17 protein-coding genes and 1 riboswitch are annotated in these 18,923 nt (G+C 70.2%); of the genes, 7 read left to right on the forward strand and 10 right to left on the reverse strand.

Translation table 11 applies throughout. From position 1 onward, the window contains the following. Positions 1-148 precede the first annotated feature (148 nt). The gene (locus KLK06_RS24005) at positions 149-916 is read right to left on the reverse strand and encodes a DeoR/GlpR family DNA-binding transcription regulator (RefSeq protein ID WP_214637808.1); all 768 of its coding nucleotides are present in this window, start codon (positions 914-916) and stop codon (positions 149-151) included. Positions 917-1,127: 211 nt separating this feature from the next. Here KLK06_RS24005 and KLK06_RS24010 point away from each other — a divergent pair, with 211 nt between their 5' ends. The 3 genes from KLK06_RS24010 to KLK06_RS24020 are packed head-to-tail and all read left to right on the forward strand — an operon-like array spanning position 1,128 to position 4,206. Next, complete coding sequence (locus tag KLK06_RS24010; RefSeq protein ID WP_250905889.1) at positions 1,128-2,420, forward strand: ABC transporter substrate-binding protein; 1,293 nt, start codon at positions 1,128-1,130, stop codon at positions 2,418-2,420. Further along, complete coding sequence (locus KLK06_RS24015) at positions 2,420-3,292, forward strand: carbohydrate ABC transporter permease (RefSeq protein ID WP_214637809.1); 873 nt, start codon at positions 2,420-2,422, stop codon at positions 3,290-3,292. The genes KLK06_RS24010 and KLK06_RS24015 overlap by 1 nt, the downstream gene beginning before the upstream one ends. Continuing rightward, positions 3,289-4,206 (forward strand): carbohydrate ABC transporter permease, encoded by a 918-nt coding sequence (locus tag KLK06_RS24020; protein WP_214637810.1) that lies wholly within the window; start codon positions 3,289-3,291, stop codon positions 4,204-4,206. The genes KLK06_RS24015 and KLK06_RS24020 overlap by 4 nt, the downstream gene beginning before the upstream one ends. Here KLK06_RS24020 and KLK06_RS24025 read toward each other — a convergent pair. The 6 genes from KLK06_RS24025 to KLK06_RS24050 form a co-directional block, all read right to left on the reverse strand. After that, a complete protein-coding gene (locus KLK06_RS24025; RefSeq protein ID WP_214637811.1) occupies positions 4,203-5,288 on the reverse strand; it encodes a glycosyltransferase family 4 protein in 1,086 nt (361 codons plus the stop codon). The genes KLK06_RS24020 and KLK06_RS24025 overlap by 4 nt on opposite strands. Beyond that, positions 5,285-6,499 (reverse strand): M48 family metallopeptidase, encoded by a 1,215-nt coding sequence (locus KLK06_RS24030; RefSeq protein WP_308168433.1) that lies wholly within the window; start codon positions 6,497-6,499, stop codon positions 5,285-5,287. The genes KLK06_RS24025 and KLK06_RS24030 overlap by 4 nt, the downstream gene beginning before the upstream one ends. A gap of 227 nt (positions 6,500-6,726) precedes the next feature. Beyond that, positions 6,727-7,638, reverse strand: a complete 912-nt coding sequence (locus tag KLK06_RS24035) for a hypothetical protein (RefSeq protein ID WP_214637813.1) — start codon at positions 7,636-7,638, stop codon at positions 6,727-6,729. Positions 7,639-7,790: 152 nt separating this feature from the next. After that, complete coding sequence (locus KLK06_RS24040; protein ID WP_214637814.1) at positions 7,791-8,306, reverse strand: C40 family peptidase; 516 nt, start codon at positions 8,304-8,306, stop codon at positions 7,791-7,793. Positions 8,307-8,379: 73 nt separating this feature from the next. Next, positions 8,380-8,537, reverse strand: a riboswitch (cyclic di-AMP (ydaO/yuaA leader). Positions 8,538-9,300: 763 nt separating this feature from the next. Then, on the reverse strand, positions 9,301-10,260 hold the full coding sequence (locus tag KLK06_RS24045) for a C40 family peptidase (protein WP_214637815.1): 960 nt from the start codon (positions 10,258-10,260) through the stop codon (positions 9,301-9,303). Between the two features lie 99 nt (positions 10,261-10,359). After that, positions 10,360-11,682: an NYN domain-containing protein gene (locus KLK06_RS24050; RefSeq protein ID WP_214637816.1), complete on the reverse strand. Its 1,323-nt coding sequence runs from the start codon at positions 11,680-11,682 to the stop codon at positions 10,360-10,362. Between the two features lie 153 nt (positions 11,683-11,835). On the opposite strand from KLK06_RS24050, the gene KLK06_RS24055 reads away from it, so the two are divergent. Next, positions 11,836-12,912 carry a phosphotransferase family protein gene (locus tag KLK06_RS24055; protein WP_214637817.1) on the forward strand — a complete coding sequence of 359 codons (1,077 nt, stop codon included), beginning with the start codon at positions 11,836-11,838 and terminating at the stop codon, positions 12,910-12,912. On the opposite strand, the gene KLK06_RS24060 is transcribed toward KLK06_RS24055, so the two are convergent. Beyond that, complete coding sequence (locus KLK06_RS24060; protein ID WP_214637818.1) at positions 12,887-13,543, reverse strand: response regulator transcription factor; 657 nt, start codon at positions 13,541-13,543, stop codon at positions 12,887-12,889. The genes KLK06_RS24055 and KLK06_RS24060 overlap by 26 nt on opposite strands. Further along, positions 13,540-14,736, reverse strand: a complete 1,197-nt coding sequence (locus KLK06_RS24065) for a histidine kinase (RefSeq protein WP_308168415.1) — start codon at positions 14,734-14,736, stop codon at positions 13,540-13,542. The genes KLK06_RS24060 and KLK06_RS24065 overlap by 4 nt, the downstream gene beginning before the upstream one ends. Positions 14,737-14,846: 110 nt before the next feature. Between KLK06_RS24065 and KLK06_RS24070 the strand changes: the two genes are divergently transcribed. From KLK06_RS24070 to KLK06_RS24080, 3 genes are read left to right on the forward strand one after another with little or no spacing between them, the layout of a single operon-like run. Beyond that, entirely contained in the window at positions 14,847-15,074 is a 228-nt protein-coding gene (locus tag KLK06_RS24070) for a hypothetical protein (RefSeq protein WP_214637819.1), read from the forward strand. After that, positions 15,071-15,559, forward strand: coding sequence for a PH domain-containing protein (locus KLK06_RS24075; RefSeq protein WP_308168416.1), 489 nt, complete (start codon positions 15,071-15,073; stop codon positions 15,557-15,559). The genes KLK06_RS24070 and KLK06_RS24075 overlap by 4 nt, the downstream gene beginning before the upstream one ends. Then, a complete protein-coding gene (locus KLK06_RS24080; protein WP_214637820.1) occupies positions 15,556-17,091 on the forward strand; it encodes a PH domain-containing protein in 1,536 nt (511 codons plus the stop codon). Before KLK06_RS24075 ends, KLK06_RS24080 begins: the two co-directional genes overlap by 4 nt. Positions 17,092-17,389: 298 nt before the next feature. On the opposite strand, the gene KLK06_RS24085 is transcribed toward KLK06_RS24080, so the two are convergent. Beyond that, positions 17,390-18,901 carry a hypothetical protein gene (locus tag KLK06_RS24085; protein ID WP_214637821.1) on the reverse strand — a complete coding sequence of 504 codons (1,512 nt, stop codon included), beginning with the start codon at positions 18,899-18,901 and terminating at the stop codon, positions 17,390-17,392. Positions 18,902-18,923: the final 22 nt, after the last annotated feature.

The following is an 18,923-nucleotide window of genomic DNA, read 5'->3' on the forward strand; positions in this document are numbered from 1 at the left end:
GGCGCGAAACTGATGCGTGCGATAGGTAGGACCACTACTACGGGTAACAGCCAAGCCCTGTCAAGATAAGGCTTGAAGCCGCAGAAAGGTAGGATCACTCAAGCCCAACGCACGCCATGTGATCGGATTGGTATCTCACGCGGCGAGATCAAACGATGACCAGTTCGCCTGCCTGCTCGGCCAGCGCCGTCCTGGCCGTCTCGGGCAGCCCGCCGTCGGAGATCACCACGTCGGCCTCGCTGAGCCGGGCGATCGTGCTGATGCCCACGGTCCCCCACTTGGTGTGATCGGCCAGCACGACCAGGCTGCTCGCGGCCTCGACCAGGGCGCGGTCGGTCTCGGCCTCCATCATGTTCGGGGTGGTGAAGCCGGCCCGCGTGGTCATCCCGTGCACGCCCAGGAACAGCACGTCCACGTTGAGCAGCCGGATCGCGGCCACCGCCACGGGGCCGACGAGCGCGTCCGAGGGCGTGCGTACGCCACCCGTCAGCACCACCGTCTGGTCCGGCCGGCCCCCGTGCTGGAAGACGTCGGCGATCCGCACCGAGTTGGTCACCACGGTCAGGCCGGGCAGGTTCACCAGTTGGTGGGCGAGCGTCCAGGTCGTGGTCCCGGCCGAGAGTGCCACGGCGGTGCCCGGCAGCACCATCCCGGCCGCGCGGCGGGCGATGACCAGCTTCTCGTTCTCCTGCCGGACCGACTTGACGGCGAAGCCCGGCTCATCGGTCGAACCGGTGCCGATGACGGTCGCGCCTCCGTGCACCTTGGCCAGCAGCCCCCGCTCGGCCAGCAGCTCGAGGTCGCGGCGGATCGTGATGTCCGAGACCCCGAACTCGCGCACCAGATCGACCACCTTGACGGCGCCGTTCAGCCGTACGAGCTCCAGAATTGTCTGCTGTCGCTGGACGGCGAGCATCGCATCACCCAGTTCTCAACAGTTTCCGACATGCCATTCGGACGCATCATGACACGCCACCTGCGGAGTTCAAGGCCCGTGCTCGGTTGTGATGGTTCAGGGGGGACGCCGACACCAAATCGTGCGTTGACAGCCGGATAAGTGTGCTCTTCTCTGAAGGAAATCGAGCGAATTCGGGGGAATGTGAGGGTCCGGGCAAGGAGGAACCACCATGGTCCAACGTCTGCCGATCTCCCGTCGCAACCTACTGCTCGGCGCCGCGGCCACCTTCGGCGTCCCCGCCGTGCTCGCGGGCTGCGGCTCCAGCGAGCCCACGGCCGCGCCGCCGGGTGGTAAGTCCGCCGGAAACCTGGGCACGGTCACGCTCGGCTCCAACTACTCCGACGAGGTCCCGAAGAAGTCTCTCGACTCCGTGATCAAGGGCTTCACCCAGGGCCAGGTGAAGATCAACACCGTGGACCACAACACGTTCCAGGAGAACATCAACCGCTACCTCAAGGGCACGCCGGACGACGTGTTCACCTGGTTCGCCGGCTATCGCATGCAGTTCTTCGCCGAGCAGGGGCTCGCGACGGACATCTCGGACGTGTGGCGGGAGATCGGGGGCGACTACACGCCCGCCATGAAGGCCGCCTCGACGGGGTCCGACGGCAAGCAGTACTTCGTGCCGTTCACCTACTACCCCTGGGCCGTCTTCTACCGCAAGAGCGTCTGGCAGGAGAAGGGCTACGAGGTGCCCAAGACGCTGGACGAGTTCACCGCGCTGGCCAAGAAGATGAAGACCGACGGGCTGATCCCGATCGCGTTCGCCGACAAGGACGGCTGGCCCGCGATGGGCACCTTCGACATCCTCAACATGCGGATGAACGGCTACGACTTCCACATCTCGCTCATGGGCGGCAAGGAGTCGTGGACCGACCCCAAGGTCAGGCAGGTCTTCGACACCTGGCGGGGCCTGATGGAGTATCACCAGCCCGCGGCGCTGGGGCGTACCTGGGAGGAGGCCGGGCAGTCGCTGCAGCAGAAGAAGAGCGGCATGTACCTGCTCGGCATGTTCGTCGCCCAGCAGTTCCCCGAGAACGAACGTGACGACATCGACTTCTTCACCTTCCCCGAGATCAACCCGGCCTACGGCACCGACTCCATCGACGCGCCCATCGACGGCTACATGATCTCGGCCAAGGCCAAGAACGTCGACGGCGCCAAGGCACTGCTGAAGCACCTCGCCCAGGGCTCGTCGCAGAACATCGCCACCAAGCTGGACCCCGGCACGCTGGCCGCCAGCTCCAAGGCCGACACCAGCGGCTACAGCGCGCTGCAGAAGCGCGGCGCCGAGCTGGTGTCCAAGGCGACGCACATCGCCCAGTTCCTCGACCGGGACACCCGGCCCGATTTCGCCTCCACCGTGATGATCCCGTCGCTGCAGACGTTCGTCGGCAAGCCGAACGAGATCGACTCCTTGCTCGCGAGCATCGAGAAGCAGAAGGCCAACATCTTCCGCTGATGGCCGCCAAGACCCGTCGCTACTCCGCCCGCGACGTGACCATCCTGGTCATCGGGCTGGGGGTGGCCATCATCGTCAACGTGGGCCTCATCTGGGGGCCCACGCTGGCCTCCATCGGGCTGTCGGGCACCAGTTGGAACGGCATCGGGCCGATGGAATGGGTGGGCGGCCGGAACTACGTCGACCTGGTCAACGACTATCCGCCGTTCTGGTCGGCCATCCGCAACAACGTGCTCTGGCTCGGCTTCCTCGGCCTGGTCGCGACGCCGTTCGGGCTGTTCTGCGCGGTGCTGCTGGATCGGCGGCTGAAGCTGTCGCGGGTCTACCAGAGCGTCCTGTACACGCCGGTCGTGCTGTCGCTGGCCGTGGTGGGGTTCATCGCGCAGCTCGTGTACTCCTCCGACTACGGCGTGCTGAACGCGGTGACCGGGCTGAAGGTGGACTGGCTGGGCGACCGGTCGATCAACATCTGGGTGGTCATGGTGGCGGCGGCGTGGCGACACGTCGGCTACGTCATGATCATCTATCTGGCGGGGCTCAAGGCGGTCGATCCCGCGCTGAAGGAGGCGGCCGCGATCGACGGGGCCAACGAGGCGCAGGCGTTCTTCCGGGTGGTGTTCCCGACGCTGCGCCCGGTCAACGTGATCGTGCTGGTGATCACGGTGATCGAGGCGCTGCGCGCGTTCGACATCGTCTATGCCATCAACAAGGGCAGGAACGGCCTCGAACTGCTGTCGGTGCTGGTGACCGAGAACATCGTGGGCGAGGCGAGCCGGATCGGGTTCGGCTCGGCCATCGCGGTGATCCTGCTGGTGATCACGCTCGGGTTCATCGTGGTCTACCTCTCGCAGCTGTTCAAGGAGGACCGATGACGCTCACCGCGCCCGTCACGCCTCGCGAGCTCCAGGACGGGCCGCCCCCGGTGCGCCGCCCGGCGCGGCCGCTGCGGATCCTGCTGTACGCCTTCCTGAGCCTGGTGGCGCTGGGCTGGGTGCTGCCGCTCGCCCTGGCCGTCTACGCCTCGCTGCGGCCGTACGAGGAGACGTCCCGGCTGGGCTACTTCTCCCTCCCCGAACACCTGACGCTCGACTACTACGGGGAGGCGTGGAGCCAGGCCGAGCTGCCGCGCTACTTCCTCAACACACTGATCGTGGTGATCCCCGGCGTGCTGATCACGCTGTTCATGGCGTCGTTCACGGCGTTCGCGATCGCGCGGCTGCGCATCCCCGGGCGCAAGGCGCTGCTGATCACCTTCACGGCGGGCAACCTGCTGCCGCCGCAGGTGCTGATCACCCCGCTCTACACCCTCTACACGCTGGTGCCGCTGCCGTCGTGGCTGTCGGACTCCCAGTCGCTGTACGACTCCTACCTCGGGCTGATCCTGGTGCACGTGGGGTTCCAGTTCGGCTTCTGCGTGTTCGTCATGTCGAACTTCATGCGCACGATCCCGGAGGAGATCACCGAGGCGGCGCTGGTCGACGGGGCCGGCGTGTGGCGCCGCTACTGGCAGCTCACCCTGCCGCTGTGCCGCCCGGTGCTGGCGGCGCTGGCCACGCTGGAGTTCACCTTCATGTACAACGACTTCCTGTGGGCGCTGGTGCTGATGTCGTCGGGCGACAAACTGCCCGTCACCTCGGCCCTGAACAACCTGCGCGGCCAGTTCTTCACCGACTACAACCTGCTGGCCGCCGGGTCGATGCTGGTGGCGCTGCCGACGCTGATCGTCTTCCAGATGCTGCACAAGCAGTTCGTCGCCGGGCTCACCCTGGGGGCCACCAAGGGCTAGAGGAGAGCGCTGAAGCGGGCGGCCACCAGGTCCCAGGCCCACTCGCCGACGATCCAGTCACGGCCGCGGGCACCCATCTTGCGGGCGCGTTCCGGGTCGCCGAGCAGCTCGATGAGGGCTCCGGCCACCTCGTGCACGTCGGTGCCGTCGACGACGAGGCCGGTCTCGCCGTGCCGTACGGCGTCCGGGGCGCCACCGGACGCGCCCGCGACGACCGGCAGGCCACTCGCCGATGCCTCCAGGAACACGATGCCCAGCCCCTCGACGTCGACGCCGCCCAGCCTGGTCCGGCACGGCATCGCGAACACGTCCGCGGCGGCGTAGTAACCGGCCAGGCTCCCGGCCGGGACCGTGCCGGTGAACCGGACGGACTCCTGCCCCCGCGCCAGCTTCTCCAGCCTCTCGCGGTACGGGCCGCCACCGACGAGCAGCAGCACCGCCTCCGGCACCGCCCGCAGCACCAGGGGCCAGGCCCTGATGAGCTGGTCCTGGCCCTTGCGCGGCACCAGCCTGGACACGCAGACCACCACCGGCCGGCCGGCCAGCCCGAGCTCGGCCTTGACCGCGTCCGGATGGAACTGGCCGGCGTCCACGCCCGGCGCCAGCCGTACCAGCTTCGCCGCCGGGATCGCGGCGGCCAGCCGGGCGCGCGTGTACTCGCCGAGGTAGGTCACCACGTCGGCGTGCTTCCCGATCCTGCGCAGCACCGCCCGGAACACCGGCGCGCTCGCCCACGACGCCTCATGGCCGTGGGTGAGCATCACCACGCGCCGCGCGCCGGCCGCCCGTAACCCCGGCGCGAGCAGACCCAGCGGGGCAGCCGCGCCGAACACCACCGTGTCCGCCCCCTCCTCGGCCAGCAGCCGGGCCGCCCGGCGGGCGACCGCGCGGGTCGGCAGCATCAGCGAGGTGGGATGACGGACGATCCGGTACGGCTGACGGCGGTCGAACTCTGCGCACCCCGGCCAGGCCGGAGCGTAGACGGCCACGCCGGGGGTGCGCAGGGCCAGCCCGTGCACGAACGACTGGATGCCACCCGGCCTGGGCGGAAAGTCGTTCGTGACGATGAGCACACCGGTCACGGCTGCGGCTGACCGTTCAGCGCGGCCCACTCCCGGATCATGGCGATGCGCTCGGGAGCGGAGGGGTGCGAGGCATAGAGCGCATATTCCACCGGATCCGGCGACAAATCGGAAATATTGGTGATTGCCAGGCGTTTCTGCATCGAAAGGTACGTGCCCGGATCCTTCGTGAGGTTCAGGGCGTGGAGGTCGGCGCGGGCCTCGATGTGGCGGCTGATCAGGTTCTGGGCCGGGCCCGCGATGATCGTGGCCAGGCTCATCAAGCCCATGATCACGCCCACCGCCCGCGGGTCGCCCGCCGAGACGATGCCCGTGCGCCGCCGTACCAACCCCAGGAGCAGGAACAGCAGGATCACGCCGAACGCGGCGCCCAGCCCGCCCACCAGCGTGCCGACGAGCACGTCGCCGTACTTGGCGTGGCCCAGCTCGTGCGCCACGACCAGCTCGACCTCGGACTGCGGGGCCCGGAGCAGCGTGTCGTACACGACGATCCGGCGCGTGGCGCCGAAGCCGGAGACGTAGGCGTTGAGCGCGTTCGTCCGGCGCGAGGCGTCGGCGATCAGCACGTCCTCGACCGGGACGTGGGCGCGCTCGGCCAGCGTCATCAGGTTCACCCTGAGCGCGCCCTGCGGCATCGGGCGGAAGTCGTTGAACAGCGGCTCGAACACGACCGGATACACGAACGACCCCAGCAGGGTCAGCGCGAACGCCCCCACGGCGGCCGGAATCCACCAACGCCGCACCTTCCTGGCCAGCGCCACCACGACCAGCACCATGACCGACTGCAGCACCACGCCCACGGCCAGCCCCTTGAGCCGGTCCCCGGTCCAGCCGGCCCAGTCCTGCGTGGACAGGCCGTAGTCACGCAGGACCACCTCGAACCAGACGCCCAGCGGCCACCGGACCGCCTCCACGATCGCGCTCAGCACCATGACCCCGAGCACCACCCGCACCCACCACGGCCCGCGCAGCCTGCCCAGCACCTTGGCCCCGAACGGCGTGAGCACCAGCAGCCCCGCGAACAGCACGGTCAGCCCGAGCGACAGATATCCGGGGACGCTGGTGGCGGCGTCGAACGCGGCGGCCCTGGCGATCTCGCCGGCACTGAAGTCACGCGCCGCATCCGGCGGCACGGTGGGGGTGCCCGGCGGCATCACCCGCCACGGCGTCGTGAACGCCATGACGACCAGGATCACCACCCCGAGCAGCACCAAGGCCCAACCGACACCGGCACGCCAAGGCGCATCGAGGGCACCTGGCGCGACGGTCCCGCTTGGCGTGGCCTGTCCCCCTGGTGCGGCGCCTTCATCTGGTGCGGCCCACCCACCCGATGCGGCGTTCTCACCGGGCTGTGAGCCTGGGTGCCGTGCGGGGGGGTCCGCGTCGTCGTCAGGCGGTATGTCGTTGGTGCTCTGCAGATCGTCCATCCGCGTTCCCCTTACGCAAGCTGGTCCCGCACGTAGTCGCGCCACCGTGCCGTCAACGTCCCTGCCGAGAGCCCGAGCCTGGCGAGCCCCCGGTCGATGCCACCCGTCTGGGCATCACGGTAGAGCCTCACCAGAGTCCCCTCACCGAACCGCTCGGCGATGAAGCGACACGCCAGCCACGCCTCCTGGTACGCCCGTGCCAGCCGTACAGGGTCCCGGGAAGAGGGTGCGAATGCCTCAGGCCCGGGCAACCCGCCCGGCAGACGCCCGGCCCGCACCTCGGCGGCCAGCTCGGCGGCGGCGGCCCGAACCGGCAGCCCCGCGTCGCGGTAGCCCACATAGTCGGCGAACCCCTCATAGAGCCACACAGGCAGCCCCGCCGTCCCGGCGGCGACGTGGGTGAGCTCGTGGGTGAGCACGACGTCCCGCCCGGTCGGGGTCAGCCGGCCGAAGTACTCGGGCACCACGACGACCCGCCCACCATCGGCCACCGCCGCAAGCCCGGCGACACTCCCCACCCCGGCCACCCGCGCAGCCTCGGCCGTCGACTCAGGCACGAGCACCACGGGCCGCACCGGCCGTCCGAGCACGGCGGAGACGCGCGTCCCGGCGGCGTCGGCCCTGCGCGCCAGGTCGCGAAGCAGTTCGGTGCCCGCGTGGTGACCGACCACGACCGAACGCGCACCTCGTACGACATCCGCCCCATCACCCCAGAGGCCCCGCGCCTCGACTGGGAGCTCGCGATGACCGGGCGTCGGGCCGCGACCCTCCACAGGCTGCTCACGACCACCGGACGGCAGGTCATGAACCGTCGCCGCAAGGTCAGCCGTCCCGGCGGCCCGGTGCGGAACGGCACTGGCCGAGGCGAGGGCCAGGAGCAGCACCCCCGCCACCACGACTCGGCGGCTCACCTGCACGGACACGTTCCCCGATGGTAGTCGCCCACCACAGGAGACCGGCCGTCACCGGCAGCACGCCAAGGCCTCATTCGGTGAAGTGGGCCGAGATGCGCGAAGGTCCCGTCCCCAGCGGGACGGGACCTTCGTGACGGTCTTACAGGCCGGAACGCACCGCCTTACAGGCCGGGACGCACCGCGCCCGCGAACGACGCCTTGCGCCATCCGTTGAGCTTCTCGATGCGCACCGTCAGACCTGTTCTCGGCGAATGGATCATCTTGCCGTTGCCGACGAACATGCCAACGTGACCAAGCCCATGGAAGAACAGCAGGTCGCCTGGCTTCAGATTCTTCCAGGAGACCTTCTTCTTGATGTGTGCGAACTGGCTGTTCGTCACGCGTGGGATCTTGACGCCGGCCTTCTTCCAGGCGTACTGGACGAGACCGGAGCAGTCAAAGGAACCAGGTCCTGTGGCCCCGTAACGGTACGGGTCACCGAGCTGATCCTTGGCCACGGATACGGCAGTGCGAGCCTTCGCCTGTTGCCGAGCGACCGCCGTCAGGTGCGCGGCCTTCTTCACGGACTTGACGGTCTTACCCGCCGTGGTGGTCCGGGAAATGCTGGCCGGTTCGCGCGCCGTCGTCGCCTGCGCCGCCGGGGCATGGAGAACCACACCTCCGGCCGTCACGGTCATCGTGAGCGCTGCGCCACTCAGGGCAAGGCGGGACAGACGGGGGTTATGCAGGGAGGTAGACAGGATTTCTCCTTGGATCTTCCACGAACGCCTACCGGGTTAGCTGACGGATTCGGGCCTGGAAGTCGCCCTACGGCGCGTTAAGCGCCGATTCACCCCTGATCCCTGGGACGGGATCGCTGGGTCCCCGGCTCCGTGCTCCTGGCTGCACGGACTCGGCAGGCCACCGCCGCAATTGGTCACATTGGGAAATGGCGGTGGCCGAACGGTTTTTCTATCTGTCCACATCGGAGACCCGATGCCGCGACGCCATGGCTTGTTCGCCGCGAGGCCAGAAGCTACGCCCTCAGTAACGAACTGGCAAAGGCGTCATGGCGTTGTCAGGATCAGGCAGGGCTGTCAGTCAGGACCGCAATCCCAGATGGAGCAGCGGTTGTTGTTACGCAAATGTGACCCTGCTCACACTTGACGATCCCTTTATCTGTCAGGTCCCATTCGTCACTTCTGCACCACTGGTCCCGTTAGCACCAGACCGCTGGTCGCAGCGGTCGCGGCCCTCCGGACACCATTCGCCCTCGATCCAAAAGCGCGCTAGACGATCTCCGGACGCCCCAAGAGATCTCGCCGCAGAAGTCCCAGAACAGCGGCCCCGCCGGGCTTCGCGGATCAGCAAGCACGCGAAAAGCACCCCGAGCATGGCCCCACCGCCGGTATCGTCAGAGCAACAGGCACGCCACGCCCACCCGCTCAGAAGACCGGACACGCCACGCCGAGCTCGCCACACGCGCCGGGAACACGGACACCGACGTGGCATTTCTCACTTTTCAGCACGCGACCCCGGGCGCCGGAATCCACGGACCGGGGCCAAGAATACGCACGTCACGGTGCGAAACCACCTCCACCGGAGGAGCGTGCCCCTGGACAGACCCCGGCCCCGCACGGCGGGCGGGGCCCACCGTGCTTAGCCGTACAAAAGACAACGCTTTTCAAAGCGCTACGGACGGATGGCCCCTACGAGGCTGCCGCCGTACGAGGAGAGGGTGACGACTTTGACCACGTCGCCCGTCTGGGGCGCGTGGACGATCTGCCCGTTGCCCGCATAAATGCTCACATGCCCCAGCCCCGAGCTGAAGATGAGATCGCCCGGCTGCAACTCCTTCAGATCCACCTTGCGAGAGGCACCCCAGGCCCACTGCTGCCAGGTGGTGCGGGGCAGCGAGACGCCCGCCGCGCGCCACGACGCCTGTGTGAGCCCCGAGCAGTCCCACCCGCGCGGCCCTGTACCACCGAACACGTACGGCTTGCCCACCTGCGCGTACGCGAACCTGAGCACCGCGGCGGCGTTGCCGGAGGCCGCGCCCGTGTACTTGATGCCGGTGCTGTTCGGGTCGCCGGTCTTGTAGGCGCCGAGCTTGTCGAGCAGCTTCTTCTGCTGCGCGATGAGCTTGCGGACCTCCGAGCGTTCCTTCTCGACCCCGTCGCGCTCCTTGTCGGCCGCCTGCAGCGCCGTCTCGGCCTTGTCGCGCTCGTCCTTGAGGCCGCGGTTCTCCCGGTCGAAGGCCGCCAGCCGCGCCAGCTTCTCCTGCGACAACTGGCCCGCGAGCGCCAGGCTGCCCAGCATGCCCGTGGGGTCCGGCTGGCCGACCATCGTGGGCCAGGAGCCGGCGTCGGGGCCGAGCTTGTAGGAGTCGACGGCCATCGCGACCACCTGAGCGCGCAGCGTGGCGACCGTCTCCAGCTTGCGCTTGTAGCTCGCGTTCAGCTTGCCGTACTCACCCTGGGCCGTCTTGTACTTCTCGGTCGCCGTGTTGTAGCGGTCGACGACCTTGTCGGCCTTGTCGTTCAGCTTTCTGAGCTTGGCTTTCGCCTGTTTGATCGTGGGCTTCGGCGCGGCCAGTGCCTCGCTCGTTGGGGACAGCAGCAGCCCGATCGCGAGACCCGCAGCCAGTGGCACCCGGCCAAACCTCACAGTGTCGCCTCCCAGGGAATACATCTGGGGCGAAATGGTACAGAAGTGGCGGGTGAGCTTTTACCTGAACGGCCGATTCGTAATCTAGGCGCGGCCCAGTCTGCGCAACAGCAGACCTGACGGAACCGGTCTGGCTCCCATGCGGCGGACGGATTCGGCCACCTCGCGATCGGAGGAGACCACCGCCATGGCCCGGCCGGGCGGCTCGGCCCGGACGAGCTGGCGGATCAGGTCGTCGGCGATCTCGCCGGGCGCGCTGAAGAGCACCCGCACGCCGCGCGGCGCCACCACCTGAACGGGCGCGTTGAGCTCGGCGCCGTCAAAGACCACGGTCACCTCGACCCTGGTCTGCGCGACCAGCCCGCCGAGGCCGGTCATCAGCCGGGTGCGCTGATCGGCCAGGGTCAGCGTGCCGTAGCCGGTCTTGGTCACGTTGTAGCCGTCGATGATCAGGTGCACCTGCGGCAGCGCGAGCAACTGGTCGAGGAGCTGCGGATCGTCGTCGGCCAGGGCGCGCGCGGGCACGCCTCTGACGCCGGGGCGCTCGCCCGTGAGCGCGGCGACCGAGTCGGCGGGCCTGCTGATCATGGTGGGCAGGGCCAGCTCTCTGCGCAGCCCGGCGGAGGCGTCCTGCAGCGCGTCGAGCAGCACTCTGACGCGGGCGTCCTCGATGCTCCTGCCCTCGCGCGCGGCCCGGCGCGAGGCTTCGAGCTGTTTCTCCACGTCGGCCAGCCGCTCGCGGAGCCTGCGCAGCTCCGACTCGCCCGCGCTGCCCGCCGCCGACGCGGCGGACTTGGCGTCGTCGGCCGCGTGCTCCATCTCCTCCGCGCGGCGCACGGCGGCCTTGCTCCGCTCGCGGGCGTCGTGGAGCTTGCGGCGCAGGTCGGAGTTCTCGGCGCGGGCCAGCCTGAGCTGCTCGCGCAGCCGGTCGGACTCCTCCTTGGCGGCGCTCTTCTGGGCGGCGAGCTGCTCCCGCAGCCGGTTGACCGCCTCTTCACGCTCGGACCCCTCGGCCGCGACCGCCGACTGCTCCAGGTCGGCCCGGGCGGCCTCGACCATCTCCGCCCAGCCGACCGGGCGCGTCAGGTAGGCCGCGGCGGCCACCAGCACGGGGTCGGCGGCGGGCGGCACGTTGCCCTCGACCAGCGAGGCGACGAGCTCGGGCCATCCGGCGGCCACCGACTCGGCGACCACCTCGCGGAACTCCTTGTCGTTCTCCAACTGGGCGGCGATGGGCGCGCTGCCCAGTTTGGCGCGCTTGCGCGGATCGAATTTGGCGATCCCGCGCAGCGGCGGCGGAATCGTGGCAGCGGGCATGGACCCGAGGACCTGCGCCGCCAGATCGACGACGTTCAGTCTCACCTGCTCGGGAAGCGGGCGAGACAGGCCTTCACCCGCTGAACTCATCCCACGGTCCCTTCGTGACATGCCCTTTCAGACAAGGGTACGGCTGTCGTGTACCTGACCGTAACGGTAGGTCGCGTATGGACAAGCGCTTGCTAGGGGTATACGACTGTGCCGGGGACCGCGTTCACCCGGTGTTCACCCTGGAGGCCGACCGTGACGGACCAGATGCGTACCTCCACCCGTGACCTGGATGAACTGCGCGATCGGGTGGGAGCCTGGCTCAGTGAACGAGTCGGTCGGCCGGTGACGGTCTCCGAATTGTCGCGGCCCACGGGAAACGGCATGTCGAGCGAGACCCTCTTCTTCACCGCGTCCTGGTCCGGAGAGCGTACCCGGTACGTGGCCAGGATGGCGCCCGCTCAGGAGGCCGTGCCGGTTTTCCCCTCGTACGATCTGCGGGCCCAGTTCGAGATCATGCGTTCTGCCAGGGAAAAAGCTGGAATCCCAGCACCGAGGGCCCTCTGGTTCGAGCCCGACCCCGGTCCGCTGGGCACCCCGTTTTTCGTGATGGAACGTGAGGATGGGGACGTACCACCCGACGTCCTGCCGTACACCTTCGAAAGCTGGCTGCTCGACGCGGCGCCGCACGATCGGCGCCGGCTGCAGGACGCGACGGTGGCGATCCTGGCCGCGCTGCACGACGCGCCGTTCACCGCGCATGACCTGGCCGTGCTGCCCGAGGGCGGGCTGCGCCGCCACGTGGACGAGCAGTACGCCTACTACGAGTGGGCGCACGGCGCGACGCGCATCCCGCTGCTGGAGCGCGGCTTCGACTGGCTGGAGGCGCACTGGCCGGCCGACCCGGGGCCCGACGTGCTCTGCTGGGGTGACGCCCGGATCGGGAACGTGATGTATCGCGACTTCACGCCGGTGGCGGTGTTCGACTGGGAGATGGCGGCGGTGGGGCCGCGCGAGCTTGATCTGGGATGGATGATCTTCCTGCACCGTTTCTTCCAGGACCTCACGGAGTCCGTCGGCATGCCCGGAATCCCGGACTTCATGCGAAGCGCCGACGTTTGCGGGAAATATCAGGAGCTGACGGGGTATCGGGCGCGGGACATGGAGTTCTACGAGATGTACGCGGCGCTGCGGCACGGCGCCATCATGGCCAGGGTGTGGCAGCGCCGGATCCACTTCGGCGAGCAGCCCATGCCGGACGACCCCGACGACCTGGTGCTGCACCGGGCCACGATCGAGCGGATGCTCAAAGGCTGGCGTCGTACACCATGAGCGCGATCTGCACCCGGTTGTTGAGGTCCAGCTTGGTGAGGATGCGCGAGACGTGCGCCTTGACCGTGGCCACGCTCATGTAGAGGTCGCGCCCGATGGCGGCGTTCGACTTGCCCTGGCCGACGGCCAGCGCCACCTCCCGCTCGCGCTCGCTGAGCCGGTCGAGCAGCCCGCGGGCCCGGTCCGTACGCCGGTCCGCGCCGCCGTCGGAAACGTGCGCGATGAGCTGACGGGTCACGGCGGGCGACAGGATCGGCTCGCCCGCCGCGACCTTCCTGATCGCCTCGACCAGCTCGCGCGGCGGGATGTCCTTGAGCAGGAAGCCCGCCGCCCCGGCCCGCAGCGCCCGCACCACCTGGGCATCGGCGTGGAAGGTGGTCAGCACCACCACCTCGGGCGGCGACGTGGCCGTACGCAGGGCCTCGGTCGCGGTGAGCCCGTCGACGTCGGGCATCCGGATGTCCATCAGCACCACGTCGGGCCGGTGCTCGGCGACCAGCGGCGGCACCTCGGAGCCGTCGCCCGCCTCGGCCACGATCCGGATGTCGCCCGTCCCGCCCAGGATCATCGACAGCCCGGCGCGCACCAGGGCGTCGTCGTCGACGATCAGTACGCGGATCGGCGCGGTCATGCGTCCTCCAGGGAAGTCTCCACCGGCCACGGTAGCCAGGCGCGCACCAGGAAGTCGCCTTCCCAGGTCGCGCCGTGTTCGAGTCGCCCGCCCGCGAGCTGGGCCCGCTCGGCCAGGCCGATGAGCCCGGCTCCCGCTCCGGGGATGCGGGTGATCTGCCGTAGCCGGAGCGGGTTGCGGACCTCCGTCGTCAGGCCCGTGCCCGGACCGCCGGCGACGGTGACCGTCACGGGAGCGCCGCTCGCGTGCTTGCGCGCGTTCGTGAGCGCCTCCTGAACGATGCGGTAGACGTTGCGGCCCAGCCCCTCCGGCGCGTCACCGGCGTCCAGGGCGAAGTCCACCTCCATGCCCGCCTCGTGGCACTCCTCGATCAGCGGGTGCAGGTCGGCCAGCGTGGGCTGCGGGCGGTCGGGGACCGGGTCGCCGGCCGAAGGCGCCGAGTGGCGCAGCACGCCGATCACCTCGCGCAGGTCCTGCAGCGCGTGGTGGGCGCTGCTCCTGATCGCCCCGGCGGCCCTGGCGATCTCCTCGGCGGGGGCGTCGGGCCGGAACTCCAGCGCGCCCGCGTGGAGGCTCAGCATGGAGATGCGGTGCGCGAGCACGTCGTGCATCTCCCTGGCGATCCGCTCGCGTTCGAGTCGTTTGGCCTCCTCGGCCGCGATGTCGGCGCGCTGCCTGAGCGACCAGACGAGCTGCCGCCTGGCCCGGACCACGATGCCCCAGGCGAACACCGTCAGCACGATGGCCGTCCCGATGATGGCCGCCCCCAGCGCGCCCAGCTCCGCGTCGGGCCGGAGGATGGAGAACGGGATCAGCGTCAGGAGGCTGAGCAGCACGAGCGGGCCGGAGATCTTGAACGGCCGGTGCACCGCCACGGTGAACAGGGCGACGACCCCGGCCCCGCCCACCAGCGTCAGGTACGCCGACAGCACCGACGTCACCAGCGCCAGCGCGACCGGCCACCTGCGGCGCAGCCACACCGCCGCGCACGCCAGCGCGCCGACCACCTGCTCGATCGCCACCACGGGCGTCGGCTGGCCCTCCAGGTCCGGCAGGGTCAGCAGGGCCACCCCGCAGGCGGTCAGGAACATCAGGACGTCGACGATCCAGTCCCGGGTCGAGCGCCGCACCGGACGCCGCTCGTCGCCGTCCCCCAGCAGGACCGAGGGCAGCACCCACCGGTATTCCGTCACGTTCCCCGAGGCTAGGCCCTTCCCCCGGCCGAAGGACAGCGACCAAAGTCGATACCCGCCGAGACCTACGGCCGACGCGCCGGAGATTGCGCGCACGGAACGCTGGCGGCATGAAGGCGATACTCGACGTGTCCGGCTGGCTGCTGGTGGTGCAAGGCGTCGGCGGCGTGGTCAACACTCTGCTGGGCTGGTGGCGCTGGGCCCACGACCTGCTACTGGTCAACCGGCTGCCGTTCCTCCAAGGCCGCGAGATCTTCGCCGCCATCGTCATCGGCGTCCTCGGGCTGGTGCTGCTGTCGGCCTCGGCCTCGATGCGCGGGAAGGCGGACCGGACGTGAGCACGACACTGCGTCCGCCGCGCAACCAGGCGGACAGGCGGGCGATCTCCTGGTGGACGGTCCAGGCGATGCTCCTGGCCGGCCCGGTGGCCGCCGCCGCGGTGGCGGCCTACTGGCTGTTCACCGGCCGGCCCCTCTGGCTGGGGGTCGCGACGGCCGCGTTCGCGACAGGCTGCCTGGTGCTGGCGGTGGCCGTGCCGCGCGCGTACTACCGGGTGGAGCGCTGGGAGGTCACCGGCGAGGCCGTCTACACGCGGAAGGGCTGGCTGACCCACACCTGGCGGGTCGCGCCGATGTCGCGCATCCAGACGGTCGACACCGCGCGGGGGCCGGTGCAGCGACTGTTCGGGCTGGCCGACGTCACGGTGACCACCGCCTCGGCCGCGGGCGCGATCAAGATCGAGGCGCTGGACCATGAGCTGGCCGCCGAGCTGGCGGAGCGGCTCACCGCGATCACCCAGGCGACGCCGGGTGATGCGACGTGAGCTGGCGGAAGCTCTCCTCTCGGAGTCTGGGCGCGTCGTCGGTCCTGTCCCTGGCGATCGTGGCGCCCGTGGTGGCCGTCCTGGCACGTACGCTGATCGGGCTCGACTGGCCGAGCGGCGCGACGGTCGCGGCGGGCGCGGGCGCCGCGGCGCTGATCGTGGCCGGCGTGCTGGCCTACGACGTCGCGCGGCTCCGCTCGACCCGGTGGCGGCTCACCACGGAGCGCCTGGAGCTGCGCTCGGGCATGGCCGTACGCCAGCACCGCTCGATCCCGCGCGACCGCGTGCGCAGCGTCGACCTCAGGGCGGATCCGGTACGGCGGGTGTTTGGGCTGACCGTCGTCAAGGTCGGCACCGGCGAGCACGCGGGCGAGGGGACCGAGCTCACCCTGGATCCGCTGCCCAGGCGGGAGGCCGAGGAGCTGCGCCGTACCCTGCTGCGGACCGGCGCGGTCCCGCTCGGGGACGGCGGCGCGGTGGCGGAGCTGCGGTGGGCCTGGATCAGGTACGCGCCGCTGACGGTGTGGTCGTTCGCGGGCGGCGCGCTGGTGCTGGGAGCGCTTTACAAGCTGCTCGACGCGTTCGGCGTGAACCTGTTCACCACGGGGACGGCCTCGGACGCCTGGGGCTGGGTCACGGGGCGGCCGTGGTCGGCGGTGCCGCTGCTCGTGGCGGCCAACGTGGTGGTCGGGGTGACGGGCGCGATGCTGCTGTTCGCCGAGTCGTGGGGGCGCTACCGGCTGGAACGCGAGCCTGGCCGGCTCCGGCTGCGCAGGGGGCTGCTGACCAGCCGGTCGCTGACGCTGGAGGAGCGGCGGCTGCGCGGCGTGGAGCTCAGCGAACCGCTGCTGCTGCGGCTGGGCGGCGGAGCGCGGGTCAAGGCCGTCGCCACCGGGCTGCGCAAGGCCGCGGAGAACGAGACGGAGGACGTGGCCGCGCTCACGCCACCGCTCCCCCGCGCGCTGGCCGAGCAGATCGCCGAACGCGTCGCGAGCCTGGGCCGGACTGAGGCGGCGACGCCCGCGACCGAACCGTGGCGGTCCGCGGCGGGTCTGTGGCGGGCCGGGCTGGTGGCGCATCCGGCGGCGGCCGGGCGCAGGCGCGTTGTGCGCGCGCTCGCCGCCGTCGCGGCGCTGACGGCGCTGGCCGGGCTGCCGCCGCTCCTCTGGGCGTGGCCGGACGGCTGGATCTGGCCCGCGGCCGTGCTCGCGATCGGGTTCCCGGCCGGCCTGTGGCTGGCCGGCGACGCCTACCGAGGGCTCGGCCACGCGCTCGGCCCGCGCCATCTGGTCACCAGGAGGGGCTCGGCCGCACGGCGTACGGTCGCGCTCGACCGGAGCGGCATCGTCGGCTGGACGATCGAGCAGTCGTTCTTCCAGCGCCGCGCCGGCCTGCTCACGCTCTCGGCGACGACGGCGGCGGGAGAGGGGCACTACGACGTGGTCGACGTCGGCACGGGCGACGGGCTCGACCTGGCGGCGCGGGCCGTGCCGGGCCTGCTGGAGCCCTTCTTCGCCAGGGAAGAACAGTGAGCCGCGGATCTCCCCCGGCTTGCCCATGCCCCTGTCCTGGACAAGCGAGACCACGCGGCTCATTTGCTGTTCGGGGACCACGTTATTTGGCGCACTTGCAAGCCACTTGCAGCCTTGTTAACCGCTGCCGTCAACATTCCGCCTGGTGAACGACCCGCGCCGGGCCGTACCGGCCACAGGGAGCTGAGCGGCCCCCAGACGTCCGGCGCGGCGCCGTTCATCCTGGTGACCGCGACCGGCCTCGCGGTCCGCGACAGTGGCCGCTGGACGCCCTGGCGGGCGGTCAGCGGCCGCGCGGTCAGCTGCCGATCGGCTTCTTGGCCAGCTCGGCCAGGTACGCCTTGGCCAGGGAGAGCGCACCGCCGCGGGCTTCCTTGTCGGCCATCAGCGTGACCTTGGGCGAGTTGGCGGGCTCGTCCTTGGGCCGCTCGGCGCCCGAGTAGTCGACCACGATCACCATGGCTCCCTGCCGCAGCACCACCGTGCCGGAGGCGGCGTACGTGACGCCGTGCATGATCTGCACGTACTGGCTGAAAGCCGCCTCGCCCAGGCCTTTGACCTCGGACAGCTTGCTCGAGGAGATGCCACCCGCGGTGGAGCCCGCGATGAAGCCGCGGCTGCCGCGCTGGCCCGTGTAGTAGGCGCGGGCGGCGGGCGCGTCCTCGACGCCGGCGCGGTTGGTGAAGCGGTGCGTGGTGATCAGCGCGCTGCGGATCCGCTTGACGTCGTCGCCCACGGGGATGTCCAGGTTCAGCCACCGGCACTCGGTCTGCGCGTCGCCGCCCGCCTCGGTGCCGCGGGCCCGCAGCGTGGGCGAGGGGACCAGCCGGGTGGCCGGTTCGGTCACGGCCTGGCAGGCGGCCGGGAAGACGGCCAGGACGGTGGGCGAGGGCGTCGCCTCGGGCTTGGGCGTGGTGGTGACCGCGGCCTTGTCCGGCTGGGCCAGCACGTTCGGGTGCCGCGCCTTCCACGCGGCGATGCCCTTGGCGATGTGCCCGAGCACGCCGCTGGCCTCGCGGATCGCGTTGGCCTCCGTGACGGACTGGGTGGTCGCGTTGCTGAGGATCTGGGCGTCCTTGCGCTGCTGGTCGGCCTGATACTTGACCTTGATCGTCATGTCGTCGACGCGGGCGTGGGCCTCGCCGAAGGAGTACCACATCAGCTTGCCGGAACGGCGCCAGGTGTACTGGGCGAACGCGGCGTCACCGATGCCCGGCACGTCCTTGATCGGGGAGATGTACTCCTTCTCCCCCTTCTTCGGTGTGGGCTTGGCCGTCTCGGCGTACTTGCCGCTGCCGTAGTCGAGGTCGTAGGAGTTCTGGGCCATGGTCCGGCCGGTCTTGGCGCCGTCGCCGCGGTGCTGTTCGACGCGGACGTCGACCTCCCGGCTGCGCCAGTATTCGCCGAACGAGATGCGGCGGTTGGCCCAGTTGCAGGTGAAGGCGAGCGTGTAGTCGGAGTCCCGGGAGTCCTTGGCCACCGTCGCCTGCGGCACGAGGCGCTCGGCCTCGCTCTTGGGCAGCATCGAGCACACGTCGAGCGCCGCGGCCGTCGCCGACACGGGCGAGTTGACCGGCTTGGTCCCCGTCGAGGGCGTGGACCGGGAGACCTTCCCGTACACCAGGTAAGCGCCCGCGCCGCCCGCGATCAGCACGACCACGGCGACGGCCACCACCGGCAGGATCCACGACCTGCGCGGCGGGGGCGGCGGCGGCCCGGACGGTCCCGGTGGCATGGTCGGCTGCTCGAACTGCCTGCCCGGGATCCGATAGGGGTTGGTCGGCGGCTCGAACGCGCTACCGGGATTCACGAGGGACTCCTGGGGTTGCCCT

It is taken from the genome of Nonomuraea sp. NEAU-A123 (genome assembly GCF_018603905.1).
Lineage (GTDB): Bacteria > Actinomycetota > Actinomycetes > Streptosporangiales > Streptosporangiaceae > Nonomuraea.

What these genes read in the sequence shown, in the direction of transcription:
- KLK06_RS24005 (WP_214637808.1), bottom strand. Translation starts at nt 916, where the DNA reads ATGCTCGCCGTCCAGCGACAGCAGACAATTCTGGAGCTCGTACGGCTG.
- KLK06_RS24010 (WP_250905889.1), top strand. Translation starts at nt 1,128, where the DNA reads ATGGTCCAACGTCTGCCGATCTCCCGTCGCAACCTACTGCTCGGCGCC.
- KLK06_RS24015 (WP_214637809.1), top strand. Translation starts at nt 2,420, where the DNA reads ATGGCCGCCAAGACCCGTCGCTACTCCGCCCGCGACGTGACCATCCTG.
- KLK06_RS24020 (WP_214637810.1), top strand. Translation starts at nt 3,289, where the DNA reads ATGACGCTCACCGCGCCCGTCACGCCTCGCGAGCTCCAGGACGGGCCG.
- KLK06_RS24040 (WP_214637814.1), bottom strand. Translation starts at nt 8,306, where the DNA reads ATGACCGTGACGGCCGGAGGTGTGGTTCTCCATGCCCCGGCGGCGCAG.
- KLK06_RS24050 (WP_214637816.1), bottom strand. Translation starts at nt 11,682, where the DNA reads ATGAGTTCAGCGGGTGAAGGCCTGTCTCGCCCGCTTCCCGAGCAGGTG.
- KLK06_RS24060 (WP_214637818.1), bottom strand. Translation starts at nt 13,543, where the DNA reads ATGACCGCGCCGATCCGCGTACTGATCGTCGACGACGACGCCCTGGTG.
- KLK06_RS24070 (WP_214637819.1), top strand. Translation starts at nt 14,847, where the DNA reads ATGAAGGCGATACTCGACGTGTCCGGCTGGCTGCTGGTGGTGCAAGGC.